Source organism: Xylanimonas sp. McL0601, assembly GCF_049852175.1.
Taxonomy (GTDB): domain Bacteria; phylum Actinomycetota; class Actinomycetes; order Actinomycetales; family Cellulomonadaceae; genus Xylanimonas.
In genome coordinates, this window is sequence record NZ_CP187527.1 from 2920894 (window position 1) to 2940261 (window position 19368).

25 protein-coding genes are annotated in these 19368 nt (G+C 69.1%); 3 read left to right on the plus strand and 22 right to left on the minus strand.

The genetic code is table 11. The annotated features are described in order from the left end of the window. Both ACO4JP_RS13485 and ACO4JP_RS13490 read right to left on the minus strand, forming a co-directional pair. On the minus strand, nt 1-816 hold the full coding sequence (locus ACO4JP_RS13485; protein WP_425954500.1) for an HNH endonuclease: 816 nt from the start codon (nt 814-816) through the stop codon (nt 1-3). A gap of 49 nt (nt 817-865) precedes the next feature. Then, nucleotides 866-1315 (minus strand): very short patch repair endonuclease, encoded by a 450-nt coding sequence (locus ACO4JP_RS13490; protein ID WP_425954501.1) that lies wholly within the window; start codon nt 1313-1315, stop codon nt 866-868. A 165-nt stretch (nt 1316-1480) separates the two neighbouring features. On the opposite strand from ACO4JP_RS13490, the gene ACO4JP_RS13495 reads away from it, so the two are divergent. Further along, nucleotides 1481-2731 carry a DNA sulfur modification protein DndB gene (locus ACO4JP_RS13495; protein ID WP_425954502.1) on the plus strand — a complete coding sequence of 417 codons (1251 nt, stop codon included), beginning with the start codon at nt 1481-1483 and terminating at the stop codon, nt 2729-2731. Nucleotides 2732-3058: 327 nt separating this feature from the next. Here the strand turns inward: ACO4JP_RS13495 and ACO4JP_RS13500 are convergent, their stop codons facing one another. Next, on the minus strand, nt 3059-3394 hold the full coding sequence (locus ACO4JP_RS13500) for a hypothetical protein (protein ID WP_425954503.1): 336 nt from the start codon (nt 3392-3394) through the stop codon (nt 3059-3061). 563 nt (nt 3395-3957) lie between these two features. On the opposite strand from ACO4JP_RS13500, the gene ACO4JP_RS13505 reads away from it, so the two are divergent. After that, complete coding sequence (locus ACO4JP_RS13505) at nt 3958-4287, plus strand: hypothetical protein (protein ID WP_425954504.1); 330 nt, start codon at nt 3958-3960, stop codon at nt 4285-4287. Here the strand turns inward: ACO4JP_RS13505 and ACO4JP_RS13510 are convergent. The 17 genes from ACO4JP_RS13510 to rpsP form a co-directional block, all read right to left on the minus strand. Then, entirely contained in the window at nt 4284-4694 is a 411-nt protein-coding gene (locus ACO4JP_RS13510) for a hypothetical protein (protein WP_425954505.1), read from the minus strand. The genes ACO4JP_RS13505 and ACO4JP_RS13510 overlap by 4 nt on opposite strands. Further along, complete coding sequence (locus ACO4JP_RS13515; protein WP_425954506.1) at nt 4694-5776, minus strand: hypothetical protein; 1083 nt, start codon at nt 5774-5776, stop codon at nt 4694-4696. The genes ACO4JP_RS13510 and ACO4JP_RS13515 overlap by 1 nt, the downstream gene beginning before the upstream one ends. Next, nucleotides 5743-6645, minus strand: a complete 903-nt coding sequence (locus tag ACO4JP_RS13520; RefSeq protein ID WP_425954507.1) for a helix-turn-helix domain-containing protein — start codon at nt 6643-6645, stop codon at nt 5743-5745. The genes ACO4JP_RS13515 and ACO4JP_RS13520 overlap by 34 nt, the downstream gene beginning before the upstream one ends. Before the next feature lie 258 nt (nt 6646-6903). Then, on the minus strand, nt 6904-7032 hold the full coding sequence (locus tag ACO4JP_RS13525; RefSeq protein ID WP_425954508.1) for a hypothetical protein: 129 nt from the start codon (nt 7030-7032) through the stop codon (nt 6904-6906). A gap of 17 nt (nt 7033-7049) precedes the next feature. Next, nucleotides 7050-7349, minus strand: coding sequence for a hypothetical protein (locus tag ACO4JP_RS13530; protein ID WP_425954509.1), 300 nt, complete (start codon nt 7347-7349; stop codon nt 7050-7052). A gap of 274 nt (nt 7350-7623) precedes the next feature. Beyond that, on the minus strand, nt 7624-7821 hold the full coding sequence (locus ACO4JP_RS13535) for a helix-turn-helix transcriptional regulator (protein ID WP_425954510.1): 198 nt from the start codon (nt 7819-7821) through the stop codon (nt 7624-7626). Between the two features lie 295 nt (nt 7822-8116). Continuing rightward, nucleotides 8117-8275, minus strand: coding sequence for a hypothetical protein (locus tag ACO4JP_RS13540; protein ID WP_425954511.1), 159 nt, complete (start codon nt 8273-8275; stop codon nt 8117-8119). Nucleotides 8276-8278: 3 nt separating this feature from the next. Further along, on the minus strand, nt 8279-10606 hold the full coding sequence (locus ACO4JP_RS13545; RefSeq protein ID WP_425954512.1) for a magnesium chelatase domain-containing protein: 2328 nt from the start codon (nt 10604-10606) through the stop codon (nt 8279-8281). Beyond that, nucleotides 10606-10974 (minus strand): YraN family protein, encoded by a 369-nt coding sequence (locus tag ACO4JP_RS13550; protein ID WP_425954513.1) that lies wholly within the window; start codon nt 10972-10974, stop codon nt 10606-10608. Before ACO4JP_RS13550 ends, ACO4JP_RS13545 begins: the two co-directional genes overlap by 1 nt. Nucleotides 10975-11131: 157 nt before the next feature. Next, nucleotides 11132-11431 (minus strand): DUF2469 domain-containing protein, encoded by a 300-nt coding sequence (locus ACO4JP_RS13555; RefSeq protein WP_111249730.1) that lies wholly within the window; start codon nt 11429-11431, stop codon nt 11132-11134. Between the two features lie 4 nt (nt 11432-11435). After that, complete coding sequence (locus tag ACO4JP_RS13560) at nt 11436-12296, minus strand: ribonuclease HII (RefSeq protein ID WP_425954514.1); 861 nt, start codon at nt 12294-12296, stop codon at nt 11436-11438. Next, the gene (lepB, locus tag ACO4JP_RS13565) at nt 12293-13051 is read right to left on the minus strand and encodes a signal peptidase I (protein ID WP_425954515.1); all 759 of its coding nucleotides are present in this window, start codon (nt 13049-13051) and stop codon (nt 12293-12295) included. Before lepB ends, ACO4JP_RS13560 begins: the two co-directional genes overlap by 4 nt. A gap of 154 nt (nt 13052-13205) precedes the next feature. Further along, nucleotides 13206-13562 (minus strand): 50S ribosomal protein L19, encoded by a 357-nt coding sequence (rplS, locus tag ACO4JP_RS13570; protein ID WP_425954516.1) that lies wholly within the window; start codon nt 13560-13562, stop codon nt 13206-13208. 141 nt (nt 13563-13703) lie between these two features. Then, nucleotides 13704-14495: a tRNA (guanosine(37)-N1)-methyltransferase TrmD gene (gene trmD, locus ACO4JP_RS13575; RefSeq protein WP_425954517.1), complete on the minus strand. Its 792-nt coding sequence runs from the start codon at nt 14493-14495 to the stop codon at nt 13704-13706. Nucleotides 14496-14497: 2 nt separating this feature from the next. Then, nucleotides 14498-15055 carry a ribosome maturation factor RimM gene (gene rimM / locus ACO4JP_RS13580; RefSeq protein ID WP_425954518.1) on the minus strand — a complete coding sequence of 186 codons (558 nt, stop codon included), beginning with the start codon at nt 15053-15055 and terminating at the stop codon, nt 14498-14500. Between the two features lie 127 nt (nt 15056-15182). Then, entirely contained in the window at nt 15183-15422 is a 240-nt protein-coding gene (locus tag ACO4JP_RS13585; RefSeq protein ID WP_425954519.1) for an RNA-binding protein, read from the minus strand. Then, nucleotides 15422-15841 carry a 30S ribosomal protein S16 gene (gene rpsP, locus ACO4JP_RS13590; protein WP_425957115.1) on the minus strand — a complete coding sequence of 140 codons (420 nt, stop codon included), beginning with the start codon at nt 15839-15841 and terminating at the stop codon, nt 15422-15424. Before rpsP ends, ACO4JP_RS13585 begins: the two co-directional genes overlap by 1 nt. A 312-nt stretch (nt 15842-16153) precedes the next feature. Here rpsP and ACO4JP_RS13595 point away from each other — a divergent pair, with 312 nt between their 5' ends. Beyond that, a complete protein-coding gene (locus ACO4JP_RS13595; RefSeq protein WP_425954520.1) occupies nt 16154-16546 on the plus strand; it encodes a YunG family protein in 393 nt (130 codons plus the stop codon). 45 nt (nt 16547-16591) lie between these two features. On the opposite strand, the gene ACO4JP_RS13600 is transcribed toward ACO4JP_RS13595, so the two are convergent. Both ACO4JP_RS13600 and ffh read right to left on the minus strand, forming a co-directional pair. Then, nucleotides 16592-17716, minus strand: a complete 1125-nt coding sequence (locus tag ACO4JP_RS13600) for an amidohydrolase family protein (RefSeq protein WP_425954521.1) — start codon at nt 17714-17716, stop codon at nt 16592-16594. A 38-nt stretch (nt 17717-17754) separates the two neighbouring features. Further along, nucleotides 17755-19365 (minus strand): signal recognition particle protein, encoded by a 1611-nt coding sequence (ffh, locus tag ACO4JP_RS13605; RefSeq protein WP_425954522.1) that lies wholly within the window; start codon nt 19363-19365, stop codon nt 17755-17757. Nucleotides 19366-19368: the final 3 nt, after the last annotated feature.

Below are 19368 nucleotides of genomic sequence, written 5' to 3' on the forward strand. Positions count from 1 at the left end.
CTAGATCATCCGCTCCAACTTGACGAGTAGCTCCGCGCGATCGTTCTCCGACAGCATCCGAGCGATGTCGTAGGTGCGGTCAAGGTCATCCCGGAGCCGCTGGCGGGCGACGAGCCAGGCATGGAGCTTGCGCTTCTCGTCCCGCTTCATCTTTGTGACGGCGGGGAGTACCTCGTCCAGCGTGTGAGGATCGGGCAACTCATCGCGGACAGTTGAGTTGCAGTTCGTGCATTCCGTCTGCCAGTTGTCGATGTTGTCGTCGGCCTGGCGGAGGTTGAGCCGCGCCTGCGGCACGCGGTGTCCGATGGTGAGGGTCACAATGCCGCCAAAGCCGTCTGGCTCCCGCGACGCACGGCCACAGTGCACACATCTACCGCCGTCGCGGTCGTAGACCCTTCGACGGAGGGCCGCCGATGGCGCGAACTTCTTGTGCGCGGCCTTCTCGCCCGGCAGCCAGATCGGCGCCCCCGCGACCACAAACCTGTACTCGTCCGTCCCGAGTGAGGAGTCATCCTTCGCTGTGTCCAGGCGCCACTTGAACTTGCGCAGCTCACGCAGCCGCCGATTGAGGTGCTCCGAGGTGTCCGCAATGCCCGCGCCCAGCACGCGCCGAAGCTCGCGCATCGTGAACGTGCCTCCGAGGCGCTTGTTGAACATGAGCCAGGCGGCGAGCTTGCACTCCTGCCCGTACGGCCTTCTTGTGTTCTTGCTCGGATCGCTCGGGTTCGGCCAGAACTCCAGCTCCCACCACAGGATGCCGTTCGGCGCGTAGGCGTCGGGGGGATACTCAGCGTCGAAGGCGTCGCCAGGGCTCATGGGCCTTGTATAGCCGGCCCGGCTCAGGCCTTGGCAGCGTTGGCGCAGGCTACAAGGGTGAAGAGGTGTCGAGAACCCTGCGAGCCGCAGCCTCGGCGTCTGCCTTGACCTCATGCTCCCAAACCCTGACAACCGTCCAGCCAAGCCCTTCGGCCAGCTCGGTTGCAGCCTGGTCCCTCACCTCCGTCCTCGCCAGTTTGGCGGCCCACATCGCGGCGTTCGGCCCCTCGAAGGGCTTCCGCCGACCGTGCTCCGGGCAAGAGTGCCAGTAGCAGCCATCGACCCACACGGCGATGCGACGGCGAGGGAGCACGAGGTCTGGAGTGCAGGCCTGCCCCAGCCTGCGCTGGAGCCTGAACCTCGCCCCGAGGGCATGCAACGCACGCCGCAGCTCAACCTCGGGCACCGTGTCTCGGCTCTTCCTGCCGGACAGGCTGGAGCTGGAGTCTGTGCGAATCCATGCCTCAGCCACCACTCCAGGGTAGGGCGGAGTCCACACGCGCAGTGCCGGGTCTGGCCCAACTCGCGCCAGCCATATCGGTCATATTAGACATTTAGACCACGATACGCGGCTTATCTGGATCACAGAGCGCCTAGCTTGCGCACTAGTCGTGTTACCGCTAGCTTCTTACCCATCAGATAAGCCCCTTATTTCGGAGGTAAGATGGCTACCCAGCTTGAGCTCAGCGGCTACAACAACGAGAGGGAGCTCCTCGCGCAGCGGTACCGGCGCGGAGGCAAGTGGGTCTACTCGATTGCCCTGCCGCTGCCCCTCGTCCCGTCGCACCTGCCGGTCCCTGACCCCGAGGTCAAGCTGCCGGGCAACCGTCGAGTCGAGAAGCGCCGCGCGGAGAAGTTCGGAACCTACTGGCGCGAGAAGGACAAGCGCGTCGCTCCCCCGCTGCTGCTCGACACCACCTACCCGCTCAGCGACCACTACGACGTGCGGTTCGAGGTCGCCGGGGTCCAGGTGGGCGTGCTCAAGGTGCCGCACAACTTCGCGGCCGAGGTCGAGATCCTCGACGGCCAGCACCGCACGCTGGGCTGGGCCTACGCGCTCCAGGAGATCGCGGACGAGCTCAAGCACGCTCGTACTTGCCTGCTTGGCAGCAAGGCCGCTGAGGACGTCATCGGCATCCAGACGTGGCAGGCGAAGGTCGATGCCCTGACGGCCGAGCAGGAGCGGTTCGCCAACGAGTACCTGTCGCTGGAGCTCATGGAGGGTGTCACCGAGGACGACCACAAGCAGCTCTTCACCGACATCGCCGTCAACGCTCGTGGCATCACGAAGTCCATCACCACCTCGTTCGACCGCCGGAACAAGCTGAACCGGGTTGCGATGGACGTGGCCGAGTCCATCGAGCTTCTCGATGGCCGTGTGGACTTTGAGAAGGACCGCGTAACCGGCAAGAACGAGAACTTCATCTCGGCGAGCAACCTCGTGGACATCGTTCATCACGTCGCTGTTGGCATCGGCGGGCGCATGACCGTCGGCCGTGAGGACCGCATGAAGGATGGCGCGATCGCCGACATGGTGGAGCTGTTCTTCAAGGCTCTGACCGACAGCTTCGACGAGATGAAGGAGCTTGCCGAGGAGACTGGACCCGTCGAGCTTCGCGCGAAGAGTCTGCTCGGCTCCGTGACCATCCTTCGTGTGCTCGCTGGCGCCTACCACACGCTTGCCGTTGACATCAGCGACGACTCCAAGCCGCGTGTGACCGAGAAGGGCGACCGCAAGGCACGCGACCTCTTCGCGAGCCTCAACGGCCACATGGGCTTCCCGATCGAGGCCGGTTGGTTCGACACGGGGTACTTCGACGACGAGAGCTCGAAGGCCCCCTCGTCCCGCGCGCAGCACCTCAAGTCGCTGTCGGCGGACATCGCTGTCTGGGCCGACGAGGGCATCCCGTTCTGATCCTCAACTACAAGCCGCGAGCCCCGGCGCCTCCTCGTGGGGCGCCGGGGCTCGCTGCATGCCTGGACGGCTCTCCCGGGTCAGTGCACGCTGGCCTGAGCGCACTCAGCGCTGGCACGGTGGCAGTCGAGGTCAGCGAGACCCCGTCGCTCTCGCTCTGTCTCCGCCGTCGCTGGGTGTAGGCGGCACAGACGGTCGCAACCACGAGCGACTCCTCGTCCCCGGCGTCGAACCGCAACCAGGCCTCGCGCGCAAGCCACGATCGGCAGCCTGAGCTCGACGTGCGCCTAGGTCTCGCTCGGCCCCTGTTCTCGTCGCTTGTCGTGTTCAGGAGTCGAGCTTGAGCTGAGCCTGCCGAAGACTGACCGGACGATGCGCAGTTGCTCCGACGTGGGTGGCGGCGGCGGATTCGCCTCGAACCTCTTGAGCGTCTTCGCGAGCGCCTCGTCGATGGTCACGAGCCCCCTCCTGCGCTTCTTGCGGCTCCGCACGCATGTGCGCCAAAGCCTCCATCGCCTTCTCGCGCTTCGACATCACACCAAGCATCCGAAGATGGTCGATCGTCTCCTGGGTCAGCGGCGGGGGCGGGTTCGCCGCGAGTCGAGCCCGCGCGTAGGCGAGCTGCTCCTCGTAGGTCATCGACCTGCTCAACTGCTCGGACATGTGCACGACACTACTCTGCTTTCCGCTGTCGCAACGTGACTTCGAAGGTGACATTGATTGTGCAATCTCTCAACAAGCGCGGGCGTTAGGTGCACTTGCACCTGACACCTGGGGGTTGACCCCGCTGGGCGTTCGCTACCCACCGGGACGTCATAGCAGCTAAGAAGTTGCCACGGTTTCAAAGTCCGTTGTAACGCTCCGGCGTAAAGCGATAGAGGCCCGCTACCGGCCCCGTGGGAGGTGTAACGGCCCCGCTCTGTGTTGCCTGTACCTGCGCGTCGCTCGTGGAACTTGTCGGTGGTGCACATCAGACTTGGACGCGAGACCCTGGAGGTTCGATGCCCCATTCACATCCGCTGCACCAGCAGGTGACCGCTCAGTGTTCTTGCTGCGGACTCCGGTATCAGGCTCGATTCACGAACAGCCGTGAAGATGTCATGTGCCGGGAGTGTGCCGGGCACAAGTCCGGGCGGATGCCTCCGCTGGAACGTGAGCGTCGGCACCGCGAGATGTGGCTCCATGAGATTCGGAAGGTCCAGGGCGACGCGCGCACCGCTCGTGCCATGCGCGAGAAGGCCGCTGACCTCCAGAAGCAACTCGACGACCTGATTCAGACCGGCATCGCCGACGCTTCAGACACCGTCCGGACACGCTGGGAGACCCAGGAGGTGCAGCGGGCACGCCAGGAAATCTGGGAAGCACAGCGACGACGTGACGCCGCGGAGAGAGCGCTCTTGACGGTCTACCAGCTCCATCATCCGAGCCGCGAGCACTCAGGTCGTTGCACCTGCGGCCAAGTGGAGAGCGACTGCCGGGTGCGCTACGCGCTCCAGCCGCTCGACAAGCGGCTGGAGCGGCTGGAGCGAACGTTTCGCGACACGCGCCCGTTCTAGGCCCGACGCCGCCTGTAGAGCTTCTGACGGCACCTGTTCGAGCACGTCACGCGCTCACCGTTCGGGTTGACGGACAGCGCGTCCACGGCGTCGAGGTCTGCACCGCACGACAGGCAAAGGCGCCTGTCTGACGCGCTGTCGCGAGGTGTCTGGCCCTGGAGGACACCGGCGCTGTCGTCGCCCGTCAGGGGGCCGCGAGTGTCGCCCTGCACGGTGCCCTGCCGCTCAGCCTCGTATGCTGCTCGACCCTCGACGGTTGCCCACCACGGCTTGCCCTGAACCTCAGGCACGGCGGTCTGCACTCCGTTGCCCGAGAGATCGACGCTCAGCGCGTAACGACGGAAGGCCTCGCTCTTGCCCTCGTTCGTCGAGCGGAGCTTCACCTTGGGACGGCTCTGGCGAGACATCAGGCAGCCACCTCGACGCAGCCGTTGACCACGTGCACCACGGGCTCGTACGCCTCCGGTGCCGTCGCGTGGAGGTGCGGCGTGGAGGTGGACTCGATAGTCAGCTCCACGGTCACGGAGCCGCCCTGGCGGTAGCTTGCACCGCCGTAGGCCACGGTGACGTGCGAGTCTGAGGCGACCTGCTCTGCCTTGACGATTCGGCCCAGCGGCGTGGTCACCCCAACAAGACCCTTGGCGCGGTTCGCGTCGGCCTCGTTGGTCGCAACGGTAGCCCGCACTTCGAGCGTGCGAACGTCGCCCTCGGTGGTAGTCGCGATGGTGTTGGCGCCACGGTCGAGGCCGCCGACGTACCGGCTCGCGACGAGACGTGCGACCCGCTGGAGCGTGGCCTTGTCCTGCGGATCGATGCCCGAGAACGGGATGACGGGCTCACCCGTGAACGTCACGCGCGTCCGGTTGTCGAACGTCTGAACATCGCCGCCGAGGATCGAGCCATAGGGCTCCAGCGCGTTACGGAAGTCCTGCCCGGTCAGCCCGCGGTACAGCGGCGCGCGAGAGTACGTCATGTCTACAGTGGCGCTGAGCGCTCCGCCGTCGTTCTTCGCGGCCTTCTCCTGGACGATGTACAGCGCGGGCACTTCGGGCTTCGTGGGGACCTTCTCGACGACGTGCGAGGGGATGCCCCAGGCCTTGCCCAGGATGTCCGCCACGGTCTGAGCGATCACCGGGTCGAACGGCGGGTTCTCGTGAGCCCTGCGAGCGCGAGCGTCGGCGCCCAGGACTCGCAGTTCCGCCAGCTCGACGCCAGCGTGCGCCGTCGCCAGGTCCAGGGCCGTGACGCTCTCGCCAGCGCGAGCACTGGCCTTGATGTCGTCGAGGTTGTCCCGGGCCTCGACCAGAGCGTTCACCTCCACGAGAGCCGTCGCGCGAGCCTCCTCGGCAGCGGCGGCGTGAAGGGTGTACTTGTCCTGCTTGGAGTGAGCCAACTTGTCTCCTTGGTTGTTGTGGTTGTTCTCGACTTGCCCGAGCTGTCCGCTATCGGATTCCGTCACTCGCGGCTCTTGATGCGTCGGGCGGCCCATCCCTGTAGTTGGGGAGGAGCTTCCTGCCAGTCGCGGATTTCTCCCGACTCCACCATTTCGATGATGTGCTGAAACCGGGGGTCGTCTCGGAGCGTGTCGATTTCGTCTTGCATTGAGCGCTGGTATCCCTTCTTTGATCGTTCGACGGCGTAAGGGTTCTCATGCGTCAGCTTGTGGATCGGTACTTGTGCAGCAATGGCAGCGGCGTAGGTAGTTGCTTTCCCCTCCGGCGACGGAGCACCGGAAGGTGCGAACGGAGGGAGTGCAGCGGCGGCGAGAGTGTGGGAGCCGCTGGAGCTGGTTGCTGCGAACGCCGGAGCACCGGAAGGTGCGACAGGCGGCGGCGGTTCTGTCAGGGGGTCAGCCTCGCTAGCCTCGCTGGAGCTGGGCAGGTCAACGAGCTTGATCCCTGCTGCCTCCAGCACCTTGCCGCCGCGGTCAGTAGTGGACTGGTTACCTGTATTGGTACTGAACTGGTTGTCCGCCAGTCCTGTCGGTCGTCGGCTACCAGAGTTGTCGGTCTTCGCACCAGAGCTGTCGGTCTTCGCCTCGACCGGAGACCCGCCACTCTTGTCGGTCTTCGCGGGGATCGTCAGCCGGTACTCCGTACCGCGAACGCCACGGATCGCCGGGGCAAGCTCGCTCAGGTAGCCAGCCTTGACGATGGCTGGACGGTGCCGCTCGACGTTCCGCACGCTCTGGTTACAGCGGGCGGCGACAGCCTCTAGGCTCGGCCACACGTTCGTACCGTCGAGGTTCGAGAACTGCCCGATCGCCACGGCAACGACCTTTGCCGCCGCTGACAGCTCGGATGCGATAACCGCGTCACGCCATACCGCCTGAAACGGTGCCCCAGTGCCATTACCCAAAGGGGACCCCTGTTGCCTTCTCGTACATACGCCGGTACTCGCTGCGGTTCTCGTCTAGCAGATTGTCGGTTCCCTCGATCCAGTGCCTGACGTGGTCGCGGCCAACCGCTCCCTCGTCGAACCACTGGTCCACCATGATGAATGCAAGCCGCATTCCGACGAACGCTTGGTAACCCGTGATCTGCTCAAGCTCGCTCTCCGTAAGGACGGGCTTCCTGGTGGCCGTGCGGTTCGGTGCCTTGCGCTTTCGTCGGCTCGTCACTCGCCGTTGCCCTCGCCTTCGGTGTCGCTACGCCCGTCAGTGATCGTGAAAGCGTCGGGGTCCGCGTCGAACGTCGCGGCCGCAACGTGTGCCCACGCTGCCCCGTAGTCGAACGTTCCCGCCATGGCTCGATCAATGGCGTTCACTCGACCACCGTCCACTCGCCCTCGACCAGGTTGTAACGCTCGTGCTGCGGCTCGGTCGCGTACTTCTCGCGGAAGATGGAGTGACACCGGAAGCACCGGCTTGTCTGGCCGTTGAGGACGTACTTGGTGATGACCCATGCCCGGTGCCCACAGGAGCACTCGCAGAACGCGAGCCAGTGGCGTCGGGCGTCGTTCCCAACCTTCCCGTGGCTCCGTTCGACCTTGAGCACGAGCAGCGCGCCAAACTCGCTGTTGACCATCCGGGCGTAACGCTCCGGCACCGGAAGATCGCTCATCGGACCCCCTCGATCCAGTCGCCGCAGCGGCACCGGGCCTTGCCCGTACTGGTGAGGATCGAGAGCAGCGAGCGCCCGCACCTCTTGCACGCGGCGAGCGTGTGCGTGTCCCTGCCAAGCTGGGTGTGAAGCTCGCAGACGTGAGGTGCCGTTACCGGGGGTGAGCGGGGCGCTTCGTCGGGAAGCAACGTCAGCGACGACGCCGGTTCGGTGTGGTTCTGGACGTGCGAGCTGGAGCAGCCGTCAGGATCGTTCCTGGAGAACTTCGGGGCGCTCACGCGGCAGCGCCAGCGAGCCAGCGGAGCACGTCAGCGCGGGGGTAGAGCACCTTGCCGCCCGCCTTGATGAACGACGGGCCGGTGCCCAGACTCCGCCAGTTGCGGAGCGTCGCCACGGCGTGCCCCGTGACGCTTGCGAGGTCGGACGGCTTGAGGAGAGCGGGCAGTTCGCCCGCCGTGGTGTGGTGACTCAACTTGCACTCATTCACCACGGCTGTTCGCCGCCGTGGTTACGCGGCCTGCCCCGTGTCGGGGCCGGTCATGGGGATGACCCCCTCTCGGCTCGTGCTGGTGTACCCGTGGACTTGACAAGCAGGTGTATTCTGTCCCGCTCGTGATGCAACAGTACACCTGGTGTTCGACTGGCGCGCTTGACCGACAAGTGGTGATCGTGCGGGATGCTGCGCCTGGCGACTATCCCGGGATGACGCAGAACGGCCCTCTCCGGGCTCCTCAGCCTCTCGCTAGCTCCCTTGCTCGTCTCGTCGCCTACTCGCCCGTCAGAGGGCCGTCCTTGGCCCGACGCTCTGTGGCGGCGAGGTAGGCCGCTCTGACTCGTGCGAGCACGACCCACTCCTCAGCCGTCACGTCGTCGGCGTCGTCGAACCTGAGCCAGGCCTCGCGGTCGGCGTCGCTCGTCGCACTCATCGACTACAGGCTCTCGTCGTAGCGAGTCAGGCGCTTCCAGTCATCCCTGACCTTCACTGTGGCTCGGTCTGCGATGGGGGTAAGCCGGTTGGCGCCCTTGACGATCACGATTGGCTCTAGAGCGTCCGTGAGCATTGCACGGCGCTGGTCCGCATCCGAGAGAAGCCAGCGACCTCGGACGGACTCGCTCATCTCGACCCAGCGCACCACGGGCTTGGCGAGTCGTTCGCGCAGCTCTGCCTCGCGGGCGCGTAGCCGCTGGCGCTGCCCTCTGATGGCGGCGATCCCCTCGTCGTCGTCCTCGTCGATCGCGTCAGCCAGCTCGTCCTTCGTCCTGCCCAGCGCCTCCACAACCTCGTGCAGCAACGCGCGAGCTTGCACGTCCTCGCCCTTGACCTCGGCCCACATGTTGAGGTCTCCCTCGGACGCCAGGAACAGCTCGGTGACGTACTCCTCCAGGTTCACGGCGGAAATCGACATTCCCTCGCAGTTGGTCTGCCCACGGCTCTTGGCGCCGCAGCGATACGTAGCCGACTGGCGCAACTCCCCGTTGCGCTTCCGGTTCCTGCCCGATGCGTTGACGTTCATGTTGCCGCCGCATGAGCCGCATCGGACAAGCCCGCCGGATAGCAGCCTGCTCGCCTTGCGCCGGGGTACTCCCGTGGACACCAGACGGCCTTGCAGCTCACGCCAGACGGGCAGCTCGACGATAGGCTCCCAGACGGCCAGGGGTACGCCGTCGTCGTCGCATACCGGCTCGCCATGGTGGATCACCCGGCCCAAGATCGCTTGGCCCGTGAGGACCTGGGTGACGAAGTTAGGCGACCAGTGTCCCGCGATGCGGGGCTTCCAGTCCGTCTGGTTGAGCGCCTGGGCGGTCTTGAACGTGCCCTTACCACCCAGGACGCAGCGGGCCATGAACTCGACGACCTCGCGCTCCTGCTCGTCCACCGTGAGGATGAACCCGGGGCCATCGGGGTTGGGGGTCGATGCGTAGCCGTAGGGCACCCTGCCTCCCGCAAACCGGCCCATCTTCCGCAGGGCGGCGATGCTCGATGTCGTACGCATGGCGATGTTCTCGCGCTCGGTGCGGGCGACCTCTGCGAGCACACCAGCGATGAGACGCCAGGTACTTTGGTCCGACCGGAGCCCGTCCTGTTTGGCGACGAACAGGGTTCCTGGGTTTTCGTCCAGCACCTCGATGAGCTTGCCCAGGACCGTGATCCCAGCTCGCGTGAAGCGGTCGAGCTTCCAGACGGCGATGATGTCTGCCTCGTCGTTGCGGAGCATCCCCAGCGCCCGCTCGATGCTGGCCTTGTTCTTGACGCCGCTGACGCCATCGTCGCTGATGGCCTCCACGACCTCCCAGCCCTCGGCCGTGACTACTTGGTCCAGGTCTGCCGTCTGCCGCTCAATCGCCGTGCTGGCATCGTCGGCGACACTCAGGCGGTACATGAGGACAACACGCTTGCCGCGTAGAGGCACTTGGCGGATCATGCGTGTATAGTAACTGTTTGGCGGCCGCGCGAGTAGCCCCCCACCGGGGTCGAACGTCCCCGCGACCGAGTGCACGGCCGTCACCTCGACGGCCTCTGGCTCGGTGAGGTCGGGCAGGATGCCGGGCAGCCGCGACGCGAGCATCGTCTTCCCCGCTCCGGGCGGCCCCGTGAACAGCAGGTGGTGCCCGCCGGCGGCGGCGATCTCGAGCGCCAGGCGCGGCAGGTCCTGCCCGAGGACGTCGGCCAGGTCCCCGGGGGTGCGCCGGACGCCGGCCACGCGTGCCGGCCGGACCGGGTCGACGTCGGGCAGTGCGCGCGGCTGTCCGCCGTGCAACGCGACGACGTCCGCGAGAGTGGTCGCGCCGCGCACGCGCGCGCCCGGCACGAGCGACGCCTCGGCGACGTCCGCCGTCGGAACGACGACGTCGCGGTACCCCGCCGCCATGGCAGCGGCAACCATCGGCAGGACGCCCCGCACCGGCTGCAGCCGTCCGTCGAGCCCGAGCTCGCCGACGTGCACGACGCGCTCGAGGCCTGCGGCCGGAAGCTCGCCCGCCCCCGCGAGCACGGCGACCGCCACGGCGAGGTCGAACCCGGACCCATGCTTCGGTAGCGACGCGGGCGACAGGTTGACGGTGATCTTGCGGTTCGGCCAGCCGACCTTGCTCGAGAGCACGGCCGCGCGCACGCGGTCACGCGACTCGCTGAGCGCCGTGTCCGGCAGCCCCACCAACGTGAAGCCGGGCACCGAGTACGCGAGCTGCGCCTGGACCTCGACCACGTGCCCCGTCAGCCCGACGAGCGCGATGGCCGCCGTCGTACCGAGCGACATCAGCTGACCCCGCGCAGCAGCTCGACGCGCCACGGACCGGTGGCGGAGAGCGTCACCGCGACGACGTCGATCCGCACCTCACGGAACCCCGGCCGCACGTCGCGGCCGTGCTCGGTGAGCCACTGCCCCGTCAGCCGGCGCAGCCGCGCGATCTTGCGGGGCGTCACCGCTTCCGCCGGGTGCCCGAACAGGGTGCCGCTGCGGGTCTTGACCTCGACCGCGACCAGCGTGGCGCCGTCGAGGGCCACCAGGTCGAGCTCGCCGTCCTGCCCGCGCCAGTTGCGCGCCAGCAGCGCGTACCCCTCCTGCGTCAGGAGCTCCGCGGCGAGCTGCTCGCCGCGCCGCCCCACGTCGTCCTTCGCCGCCATCGCGACCACCTCCGCGGGGAAGCGTGGCGGGGAGCGAAGGGCCATGGAGCCCTGGGGCCGGCGGCCTGTGCGTGACGGTGGCTCGTCCACAAGCGCGCGCACACTCGAACCCGCGGAACTCCGCGAAGCGACCGGGAAGCTCGCGAGAAAGTCGCGGTCAGAGGGCCAGGTCGGCCTTGGCCAGCTCCTCGACGTTGACGTCCTTGAACGTCACGACCCGCACCGACTTCACGAAACGCGCGGAGCGGTAGACGTCCCAGACCCACGCGTCACCGAGCCTCAGCTCGAAGTACACCTCGCCGGCCGCGGACCGTACCTGCAGGTCCACCTGGTTGGCGAGGTAGAACCGGCGCTCGGTCTCCACCACGTACGAGAACAGGCCCACCACGTCGCGGTACTCGCGGTAGAGGGCGAGCTCCATCTCCGTCTCGTAGTTCTCGAGGTCTTCGGCGCTCACGGGGTCATCCTCCCAGGTCTGTCCGGGCGGGTGCGTCCAGGCGCACGTCGAGGCCCTCGACGACCTCCTCGCCGAGGTCCTCCACGACCTCGACCGGCGCGCCCTCGGCGATCGCCCGCAGGTTCCACGACCGGCGGTGCTGCGGCGTCGTGCCGTGACGGCGCAGCGCGTCGAGGTGGGCCGGCGCCGAGTAGCCCTTGTTCTGCTCCCACGAGTACACCGGGTACTGCCGCGCCAGCCGCGTCAGCAGCAGGTCGCGCTCCACCTTGGCCAGGACGCTGGCTGCCGCGACCGAGGCGCACTGCAGGTCGGCCTTGACCATCGTGCGCACGGCGGGGTCGGCGTCGGGCGCGCCGGCGACGTCGAGCTCGGCGGCCTCGAACAGGTCCACCTGCGTGCGCGTCAGCCAGTCGTGCGACCCGTCCAGCAGCACCACGTCGACGTCGCCGCACACTCGCCGCACCTGCGCGAGGGCGCGCCGCCCGGCGAGCCGCAGCGCGGCGATGATGCCGTGCGCGTCGATCTCGGCGGGCCCGGCGTGCCCCACGGCCCAGGCGACCGGCCACCGCTGCAGGTGCGGCACGAGCGCCTCGCGCGCCGCGGGAGTCAGGAGCTTGGAGTCGGCCACGCCCTTGGGCGCCGTCCGCGTGGCGGCGTCGACGACGACCACTCCCACGCTCACCGGGCCGGCCAGCGCGCCGCGTCCGACCTCGTCCATGCCGGCGACCAGCCGCGCGCCGTTCGCGACGAGCGCCCGCTCGGTGCGCAGCGTCGGCGTCTTCCGGCCGGTCGGCGCGGTGCGGCGCGGCGGGGTCGGCCGCCGCTGCACGCGCGGCGCGCCGAGGGTCAGCGGCTCGGACGTCATGGCTCCGGCACCTGCTCGAACACCGAGCCGGGGTTGCGGTGCAGCGTCGCGTGGTCGAACGGCCACACGGTGGCGAACGCGGTGCCGACGACGTTGTCGATCGGCACGAACCCGCCTCCGGGCTTGCCCGTGTTGTACCGCGAGTCCGACGAGTCCTGGCGGTTGTCGCCCATGACGAACAGCATCCCGTCGGGCACGACCGTGTCGAACGGGTCCTGGCTCGGGATCGAGCCGGGCTTGATGTACGGGGTCTCGGTGATCGCGGTGCCGTTGACCTCGACCTTGCCGTCGGCGTTGCAGCAGGTCACGTGGTCACCCGGCACGCCGATGACGCGCTTGATGAGGTGCTCCCCCGTGTCCTGCGGCAGCAGGCCCACGACCGTCAGCCCGCGGGCGACGGCGTTGCCGATGGGGCCGTAGTCCGGCGCCACATAGGGCGGGAGCCAGCCGCCCGGGTCCCTGAAGACGACGACGTCGCCCCGGTGGATGTCCAGCACGCGCGGCACGAGACGCGACACCATGACCCGGTCGCCCACCTCGAGCGTGTCCTGCATCGACTCGCTCGGGATGAAGAACGCCTGCACCAGGAGCGACTTGATGAGCCAGGACAGCACGAGCGCGCTGACCACGATGATCGCGGTCTCGCGCATCAGGCCCAGCCCGGCGTTCCGGGGCTTGTGCCGAGCGGACCTGTTCACCGTCGCCGGCTCGGCCGGGGTCGGCGTCTGTGGGGGCTCGGGGGGCTGCTCGGTCACGGGGACGGATTCTGTCACGGATCCCACTCTTCCATCCCGGCGCCCGCGCACCTCCCGGGGCGCGCGCGGAAACCGCGGGCCGTGCCGGAGACGCCGACGGGCGGTCCCTCCGAGGAGGGACCGCCCGTCGGACGTGAGGCCGGAGGCCGTCGGCTCACTTGGCCGGCGTGTAACGCTTCTCCTTGATCTTCGCCTTCTTGCCGCGCAGCGAGCGCAGGTAGTAGAGCTTGGCGCGACGGACGTCACCGCGGGTCACGAGCTCGAGCGAGTCGATCGTCGGGGCGTGCAGCGGAAACGTGCGCTCCACGCCGACGCCGAAGCTGATCTTGCGGACGGTGAACGTCTCGCGGACGCCGCCGCCCGAGCGGCCGATGCAGACACCCTGGAAGGCCTGGACGCGCGAGCGGTTGCCCTCGACGACCTTGACGTTGACCTTGACGGTGTCGCCGGCGCGGAAGTCCGGGATGTCGGTGCGCAGCGATGCTGCGTCGACGATGTCGAGCTTGTGCATGATCATTCTCCCCGCCCGCCACAGGTCAGGCGCATCTCAGGCCCACGCGGGAGCGCGGGTCGGTGCTGATGGTGGTTCGGATGCGCTCGCCGTCTCCCCTGTGGCAGAGGCCGGAAGCCCGGCTGCGGGCGCACCGCCCACTTATTCTGCCACAGGGCTGGCCGTGCGCCGAAGTGTGCCGTCGGTCACGGTCCAGCCCAGCTCGGCGAGGAGGGCCTTGTCGTGCTTGTCGAGCCGGGCGACGTCGAGCGCGGCGATCATGTCGGGCCGCCGCGCCGCCGTGCGCTCGAGGGCGCGGTCGCGCCGCCACCGGTCGATCTTGGCGTGGTGCCCGGACAGGAGCACCTCCGGGATCTCCAGCCCGTCCCACGCCGGCGGCTTCGTGTACACGGGGTACTCGAGCAGGCCCGCGGCACCGTGCGACTCCTCGACCAGCGACTCGGGGTTGCCCACGACACCGGGCAGCAGCCGCCCCACGGCCTCGACCATCACGAGCGCCGCGACCTCGCCCCCGTTGAGCACGTAGTCGCCGATGGACAGCTCCGTCACGCGACGCCCGGCCGCGCGGTAGTGCTGGGCCACGCGGGCGTCGATGCCCTCGTAGCGCCCGCACGCGATCACGAGGTGCGACTCGGTGGCCAGCGCCTCCGCGTGCCGCTGGGTGAAGACCTCGCCCGACGGCGTCGGGATCACCAGGTGCCCGTCGTCGCCCAGGACCTCGTCGAGGGCGGTGCCCCACACGTCCGGCCGCATGACCATGCCCGCTCCCCCGCCGAACGGGGTGTCGTCGACGGTGCGGTGCCGGTCGGTGGTCCAGTCGCGCAGGTCGTGCACCCGCAGGTCGAGCAGACCCGACTGGCGCGCCTTGCCGATCAGCGAGAGGTCGAGCGCGGCCAGGTAGTCCGGGAAGACGGTGACGACGTCGATGCGCACGCTCAGCCCTCCCCCTGGCCGGAGGCGTCGTCGTCGGAGTCGATGACCAGGTTGGCGGCGTCCCGCGCCAGCAGGCCGCCCGGCGGGTCGAGCACCACGCGGCCGCCTGCGACGTCGACCACCGGCACCATCGCCTTGACGAACGGCACGAGGGTCCGCTCGCCACCGGTCTCGCGGATCGCGAGCGCGTCGTGCGCGGGCAGGTGCTCGAGCGCCATGACCTCGCCGACGACGGTGCCGTCGGTCAGCTCGACGCGCAGCCCGCGCAGCTCGTGCGGGTACCAGGCGTCCTCCTCGTCGGAGGCGTCTGCCTCGACGACGAGCTCGACGCCGCGCAGCGCCTCCGCGGCGGTGCGGTCGCCGACCTCGGCGAACCGGACCAGCCAGCGACTCTGGTGCACACGCACCGAGAGGATCGTCAGGGGGCCCGCCGATGCGGGTTCGGTCGCGAGCTGCTCTCCGACCGCGAGCCGGGTCTCGGGATCGTCGGTGCGCAGGTCGAGGCTCACCTCGCCGCGCAGACCGTGCGCGCGTGCGACGCGGGCGACGACAAGCTGCATGGGGGAACTCCTCAGATCGAGTGTGAACAGGCTACGTGCGCCCACTACCTACCCTCTCGAGAGGGACGGCGGCGCAAACGCGACGGGGCCCGATCCTTGCGGATCGGGCCCCGTCGTCGTGGTGTGCTCAGCGCCGGTCGACGTCGACGACGTCGACCCGCACGGGACCGTCGGTCGCGAGAGCGCCGACGACGGTGCGCAGCGCCTTGGCGGTGCGCCCGGCTCGGCCGATCACGCGGCCGAGGTCGTCCGGGTGCACGCGGACCTCGAGCAGATCACCGCGGCGCAGCGGCTTCGCGGCCACCCGGACGTCGTCCGGGTTGTCCACGATGCCGCGCACCAGGTGCTCGAGGGCCTCGGCGAGCATCAGGCCTCGGCCTCAGCCTCAGCCGGCTCCGCGGCGGGAGCGGCAGCCTTGGCCTCGGCAGCCTTCGCCTTGACCTTCTCGGCCTCGGCGGCGACGGCCTCGATCGCCGTGGCGGCGTCGGACTTGCCGGCCTTGGTCCGCAGGGTGCCCTCGGCACCCGGGAGACCCTTGAACTTCTGCCAGTCACCCGTCACCTTGAGCAGCACGAGGACCTGCTCGGTCGGCTGAGCGCCGACGCCGAGCCAGTACTGCGCACGCTCCGAGGTGATCTCGATGAGCGAGGGCTCCTCGGTCGGGTGGTACTTGCCGATCTCCTCGATGACGCGGCCATCGCGCTTGGTGCGCGAGTCCGCGACGACGACGCGGTAGTACGGGGCCCGGATCTTGCCGAGGCGCTTGAGGCGAATCTTGACGGCCACTGTTGTGGTCACTCCTGGTTCTTGGATGGGCGACCCTGGCGCACCGTTTCGTGGGGCCGAGCGGCGAGTCGGGGTCTGACGCGACGTCGCGCAGGAGAGAGGGGCCTGGGCACGCCGAGTACCCGGACATTGTGCCAGACGCCGCCGCCCACGCCCAACCTGTGCGGTCGTGACCCGGCGCACCCGGCTGGTCGAGACCGAGCTGGCCGAGGCGCAGGCCCGAGTCGGCCCTCGACGAGCCGGTTCGTCACCCGTGCGGGGGCGGAGGCGAGGCGTCGCCCGGCTGTCAGTGGCGGATGCCACGATCCGGGCATGGAAATCACGGTTGACGACCTTCGCAGGCACTTCCTGGCGGCTTGGGGGGCCGATACGTGTTACCCGGACATGAGTAGCGAGTGGTCTCCAGAGAACCCGTCTCGTGACCAGTGCGGCATGACCGCTCTGGTCGTCCAGGACATCCTCGGCGGTGACTTGATCCTCGCCGAGGTCCACGTCGGGGGTGTTCAGATTGGTCACCACTACTGGAACCGGCTCGCGGACGGCTCCGACGTGGACCTCACGTCGGACCAGTTCCGGCCAGATGAGGAAGTCGTCGGCGGCAAGGTCGTCATCCGGCCGCCGGATGCCCCTCGGTATCACCGCCAGCAGTACGAGCGGCTTCGCGGACGGGTTCTCCAGTCTCTGGCCGCCACTTCCGAAGACTGAACCCTGGGATCCTTCTTCGTTCGTCAAGCGGGGCTGGGCGCGCTTTCACTCTGCGGCGGTCTCCGCCACGACCTGCCCGCGCAGCACGACGGCGGTCGGATGCCGCAGCACGCCGACGTCCTCGCGCGGGTCCGCGGGGTAGACGACCAGATCGGCGCTCGCCCCGTCGCCCAGGCTGCCGAACCCGAGGAACCGCCGGGCCCGCCAGCTCGCGGCGGCGACGACATCGGCGGCCGGGACGCCCGCCTCCACGAGCAGCGCGCACTCCTCCGCGATGCGCCCGTGGCCGATGGTGCCGCCCGCGTCGGTACCCACGAGCAGCGGCACCCCGGCGTCGTGCAGCAGGCGCACCTGCTCGTACCGGCGGGCGTGCATCGCCCGCATGCGCCGGGCGTAGACCGGGTACCGGTCCGCCGCCTGGTCCGCGATCGCCGCGAACCGCACGACCTGCAGCAGCGTCGGCGTCACCGGGATGGCACGCGCGGCCAGCTCCTCGGCCTGGTCGGGCGTCACGCCCGTGCCGTGCTCGATGCCGTCGACGCCGGCCGCGATCAGGTCGTCCACGGTCTCGGTGGCGAAGCTGTGAACGGTGACGCGGGCGGCCTCGGCGTGCGCGGCAGCGACCGCGTCGGCGAGCACGTCGCGCGGCCACAGGGGCGCGAGGTCGGCGTCGGCGCCGGACGACCTGTCGATCCAGTCCCCCACGACCTTGACCCACCCGTCGCCCGCCCGCGCCTGGGTCCGCACGGCCTCCGGCAGCGCGGCGACGTCGTCGAGCTCGAGCGCGAAGTCACGCAGGTAGCGCCTGGGCCGGGCGAGGTGACGGCCCGCGCGCACGACGCGCGGCAGGTCGGTGCGGTGCTGGAGGGGGCGCGTGTCGAGCGGCGAGCCCGCGTCGCGCACCAGCAGCACCCCGGCGTCGCGGTCGGCGCGCGCCTGGGCAGCCGCGGTGTCGAGGTCGACGGCGCCGGCCGCGCCGAGCCCGACGTGGCAGTGGACGTCGACGAGGCCCGGGACCACCCATCCCTCGATCCGGCGAACGGCACCGACCTGCGGTGAGTGCCGGGTCAGGTGCACCCGGCCGTCGCGCACGAACAGCTCGCCGGCCTCGTGGTCGTCGTCGAGCAGCACACGCCCCGTCAGGTGCAGCGGTATGTGCGGGACGGCCATGCGCGGCAGGGTATAGCCCGTCCCTGCCGCGCCGCAGGTCAGCGGCCGCCGAGCAGCTTGTCGAAGCCGTCCGGGAGCTGGAGGCTCGACAGGTCGACCTCCTCCTTCGCCGCCGGCTTGCCGACGCCGAACGACGAGCCCGCCGGCGCGGCGGGGGCGGCGGGTCCGCCGCCCAGCGCCTTCTGGAGCGCCTCGCGCTCCTGCTGCGCCCGCTTGGCCGGGTTACCCGACTTGCCCTTGACCTTCTTCTGCGGCGCCTGCTTGGCGCCCGCGCGCTTGCCGGCTCCCGGCATGCCCGGCATTGGGGGCATGCCCGGCATGCCACCGCCGCGGGACATCTGGCGCATCATCTTCTGCGCGCCCTCGAACCGCTCGAGCAGCTGGTTGATCGCCGTCGTCGTCGTGCCGGAACCGCGGGCGATGCGGGCGCGGCGCGAGCCGTTGATGATCTTGGGGTTCTCGCGCTCGGCCGGCGTCATCGAGTGGATGATCGCCTCGATGCGGTCGACCTCGCGCTCGTCGAAGCTCTCGATCGCCTCGCGCATCTGGCCCATGCCGGGCAGCATGCCGAGCATCTTCTTCATCGAGCCGAGCTTCTTCATCTGCTGCATCTGCACGAGGAAGTCGGCGAGAGTGAAGTCCTTGCCCTCGGCGACCTTCTGCGCCATCTTCTCGGCCTGCTCGGCGTCGAAGGCGCGCTCGGCCTGCTCGATGAGGGTGAGCACGTCGCCCATGTCGAGGATGCGCCCGGCCATGCGGTCGGGGTGGAACACCTCGAAGTCCGTGAGCTTCTCGCCCGTGGACGCGAACATGATGGGACGGCCGGTCACCTTGGCGACCGACAGCGCCGCACCACCGCGGGCGTCGCCGTCGAGCTTCGACAGCACGACGCCGGTGAAGTCGACGCCCTGGAGGAACGCGGTGGCGGTGTTGACCGCGTCCTGGCCGATCATCGCGTCGATGACGAACAGGACCTCGTCCGGGTCGATCGCCGTACGGATGTCGGCAGCCTGCTGCATGAGCACCTGGTCGACGCCGAGGCGGCCGGCGGTGTCGACGATGACGACGTCGTGCTGCTTGTCGCGCGCGAAGGCGATGCCGTCGCGGGCGACGCCGACCGGGTCGCCGATGACGGCCTCGGTCTCCGCGCCCTGGTTGCCGGGGTGCGGCGCGAACACGGGCACGCCCGCGCGCTCGGCGACGACCGACAGCTGCGTCACCGCGTTGGGACGCTGGAGGTCCGCGGCGACGAGGATCGGCGTGTGCCCCTGCGCCTTGAGCGCGTACGCGAGCTTGCCCGCGAGCGTCGTCTTGCCGGCACCCTGCAGACCCGCGAGCATGATGACCGTCGGCGGCACCTTGGCCAGCTGCAGCGTGCGGGTCTGCCCGCCGAGGATCTCGACGAGCTCCTCGTTGACGATCTTGACGACCTGCTGCGCCGGGTTCAGCGCGCCCGTGACCTCGGCGCCCAGGGCGCGCTCGCGGATGGCGGCGGTGAACTCGCGCACCACCGGGACCGCGACGTCGGCGTCGAGCAGGGCTCGGCGGATCTCACGCACAGTGGCGTCGATGTCGGCCTCGGACAGGCGCCCCCGGCCGCGGAGGTTCTTGAAGGTCGCGGTGAGCCGGTCCGACAGGGAGTTGAACACCAG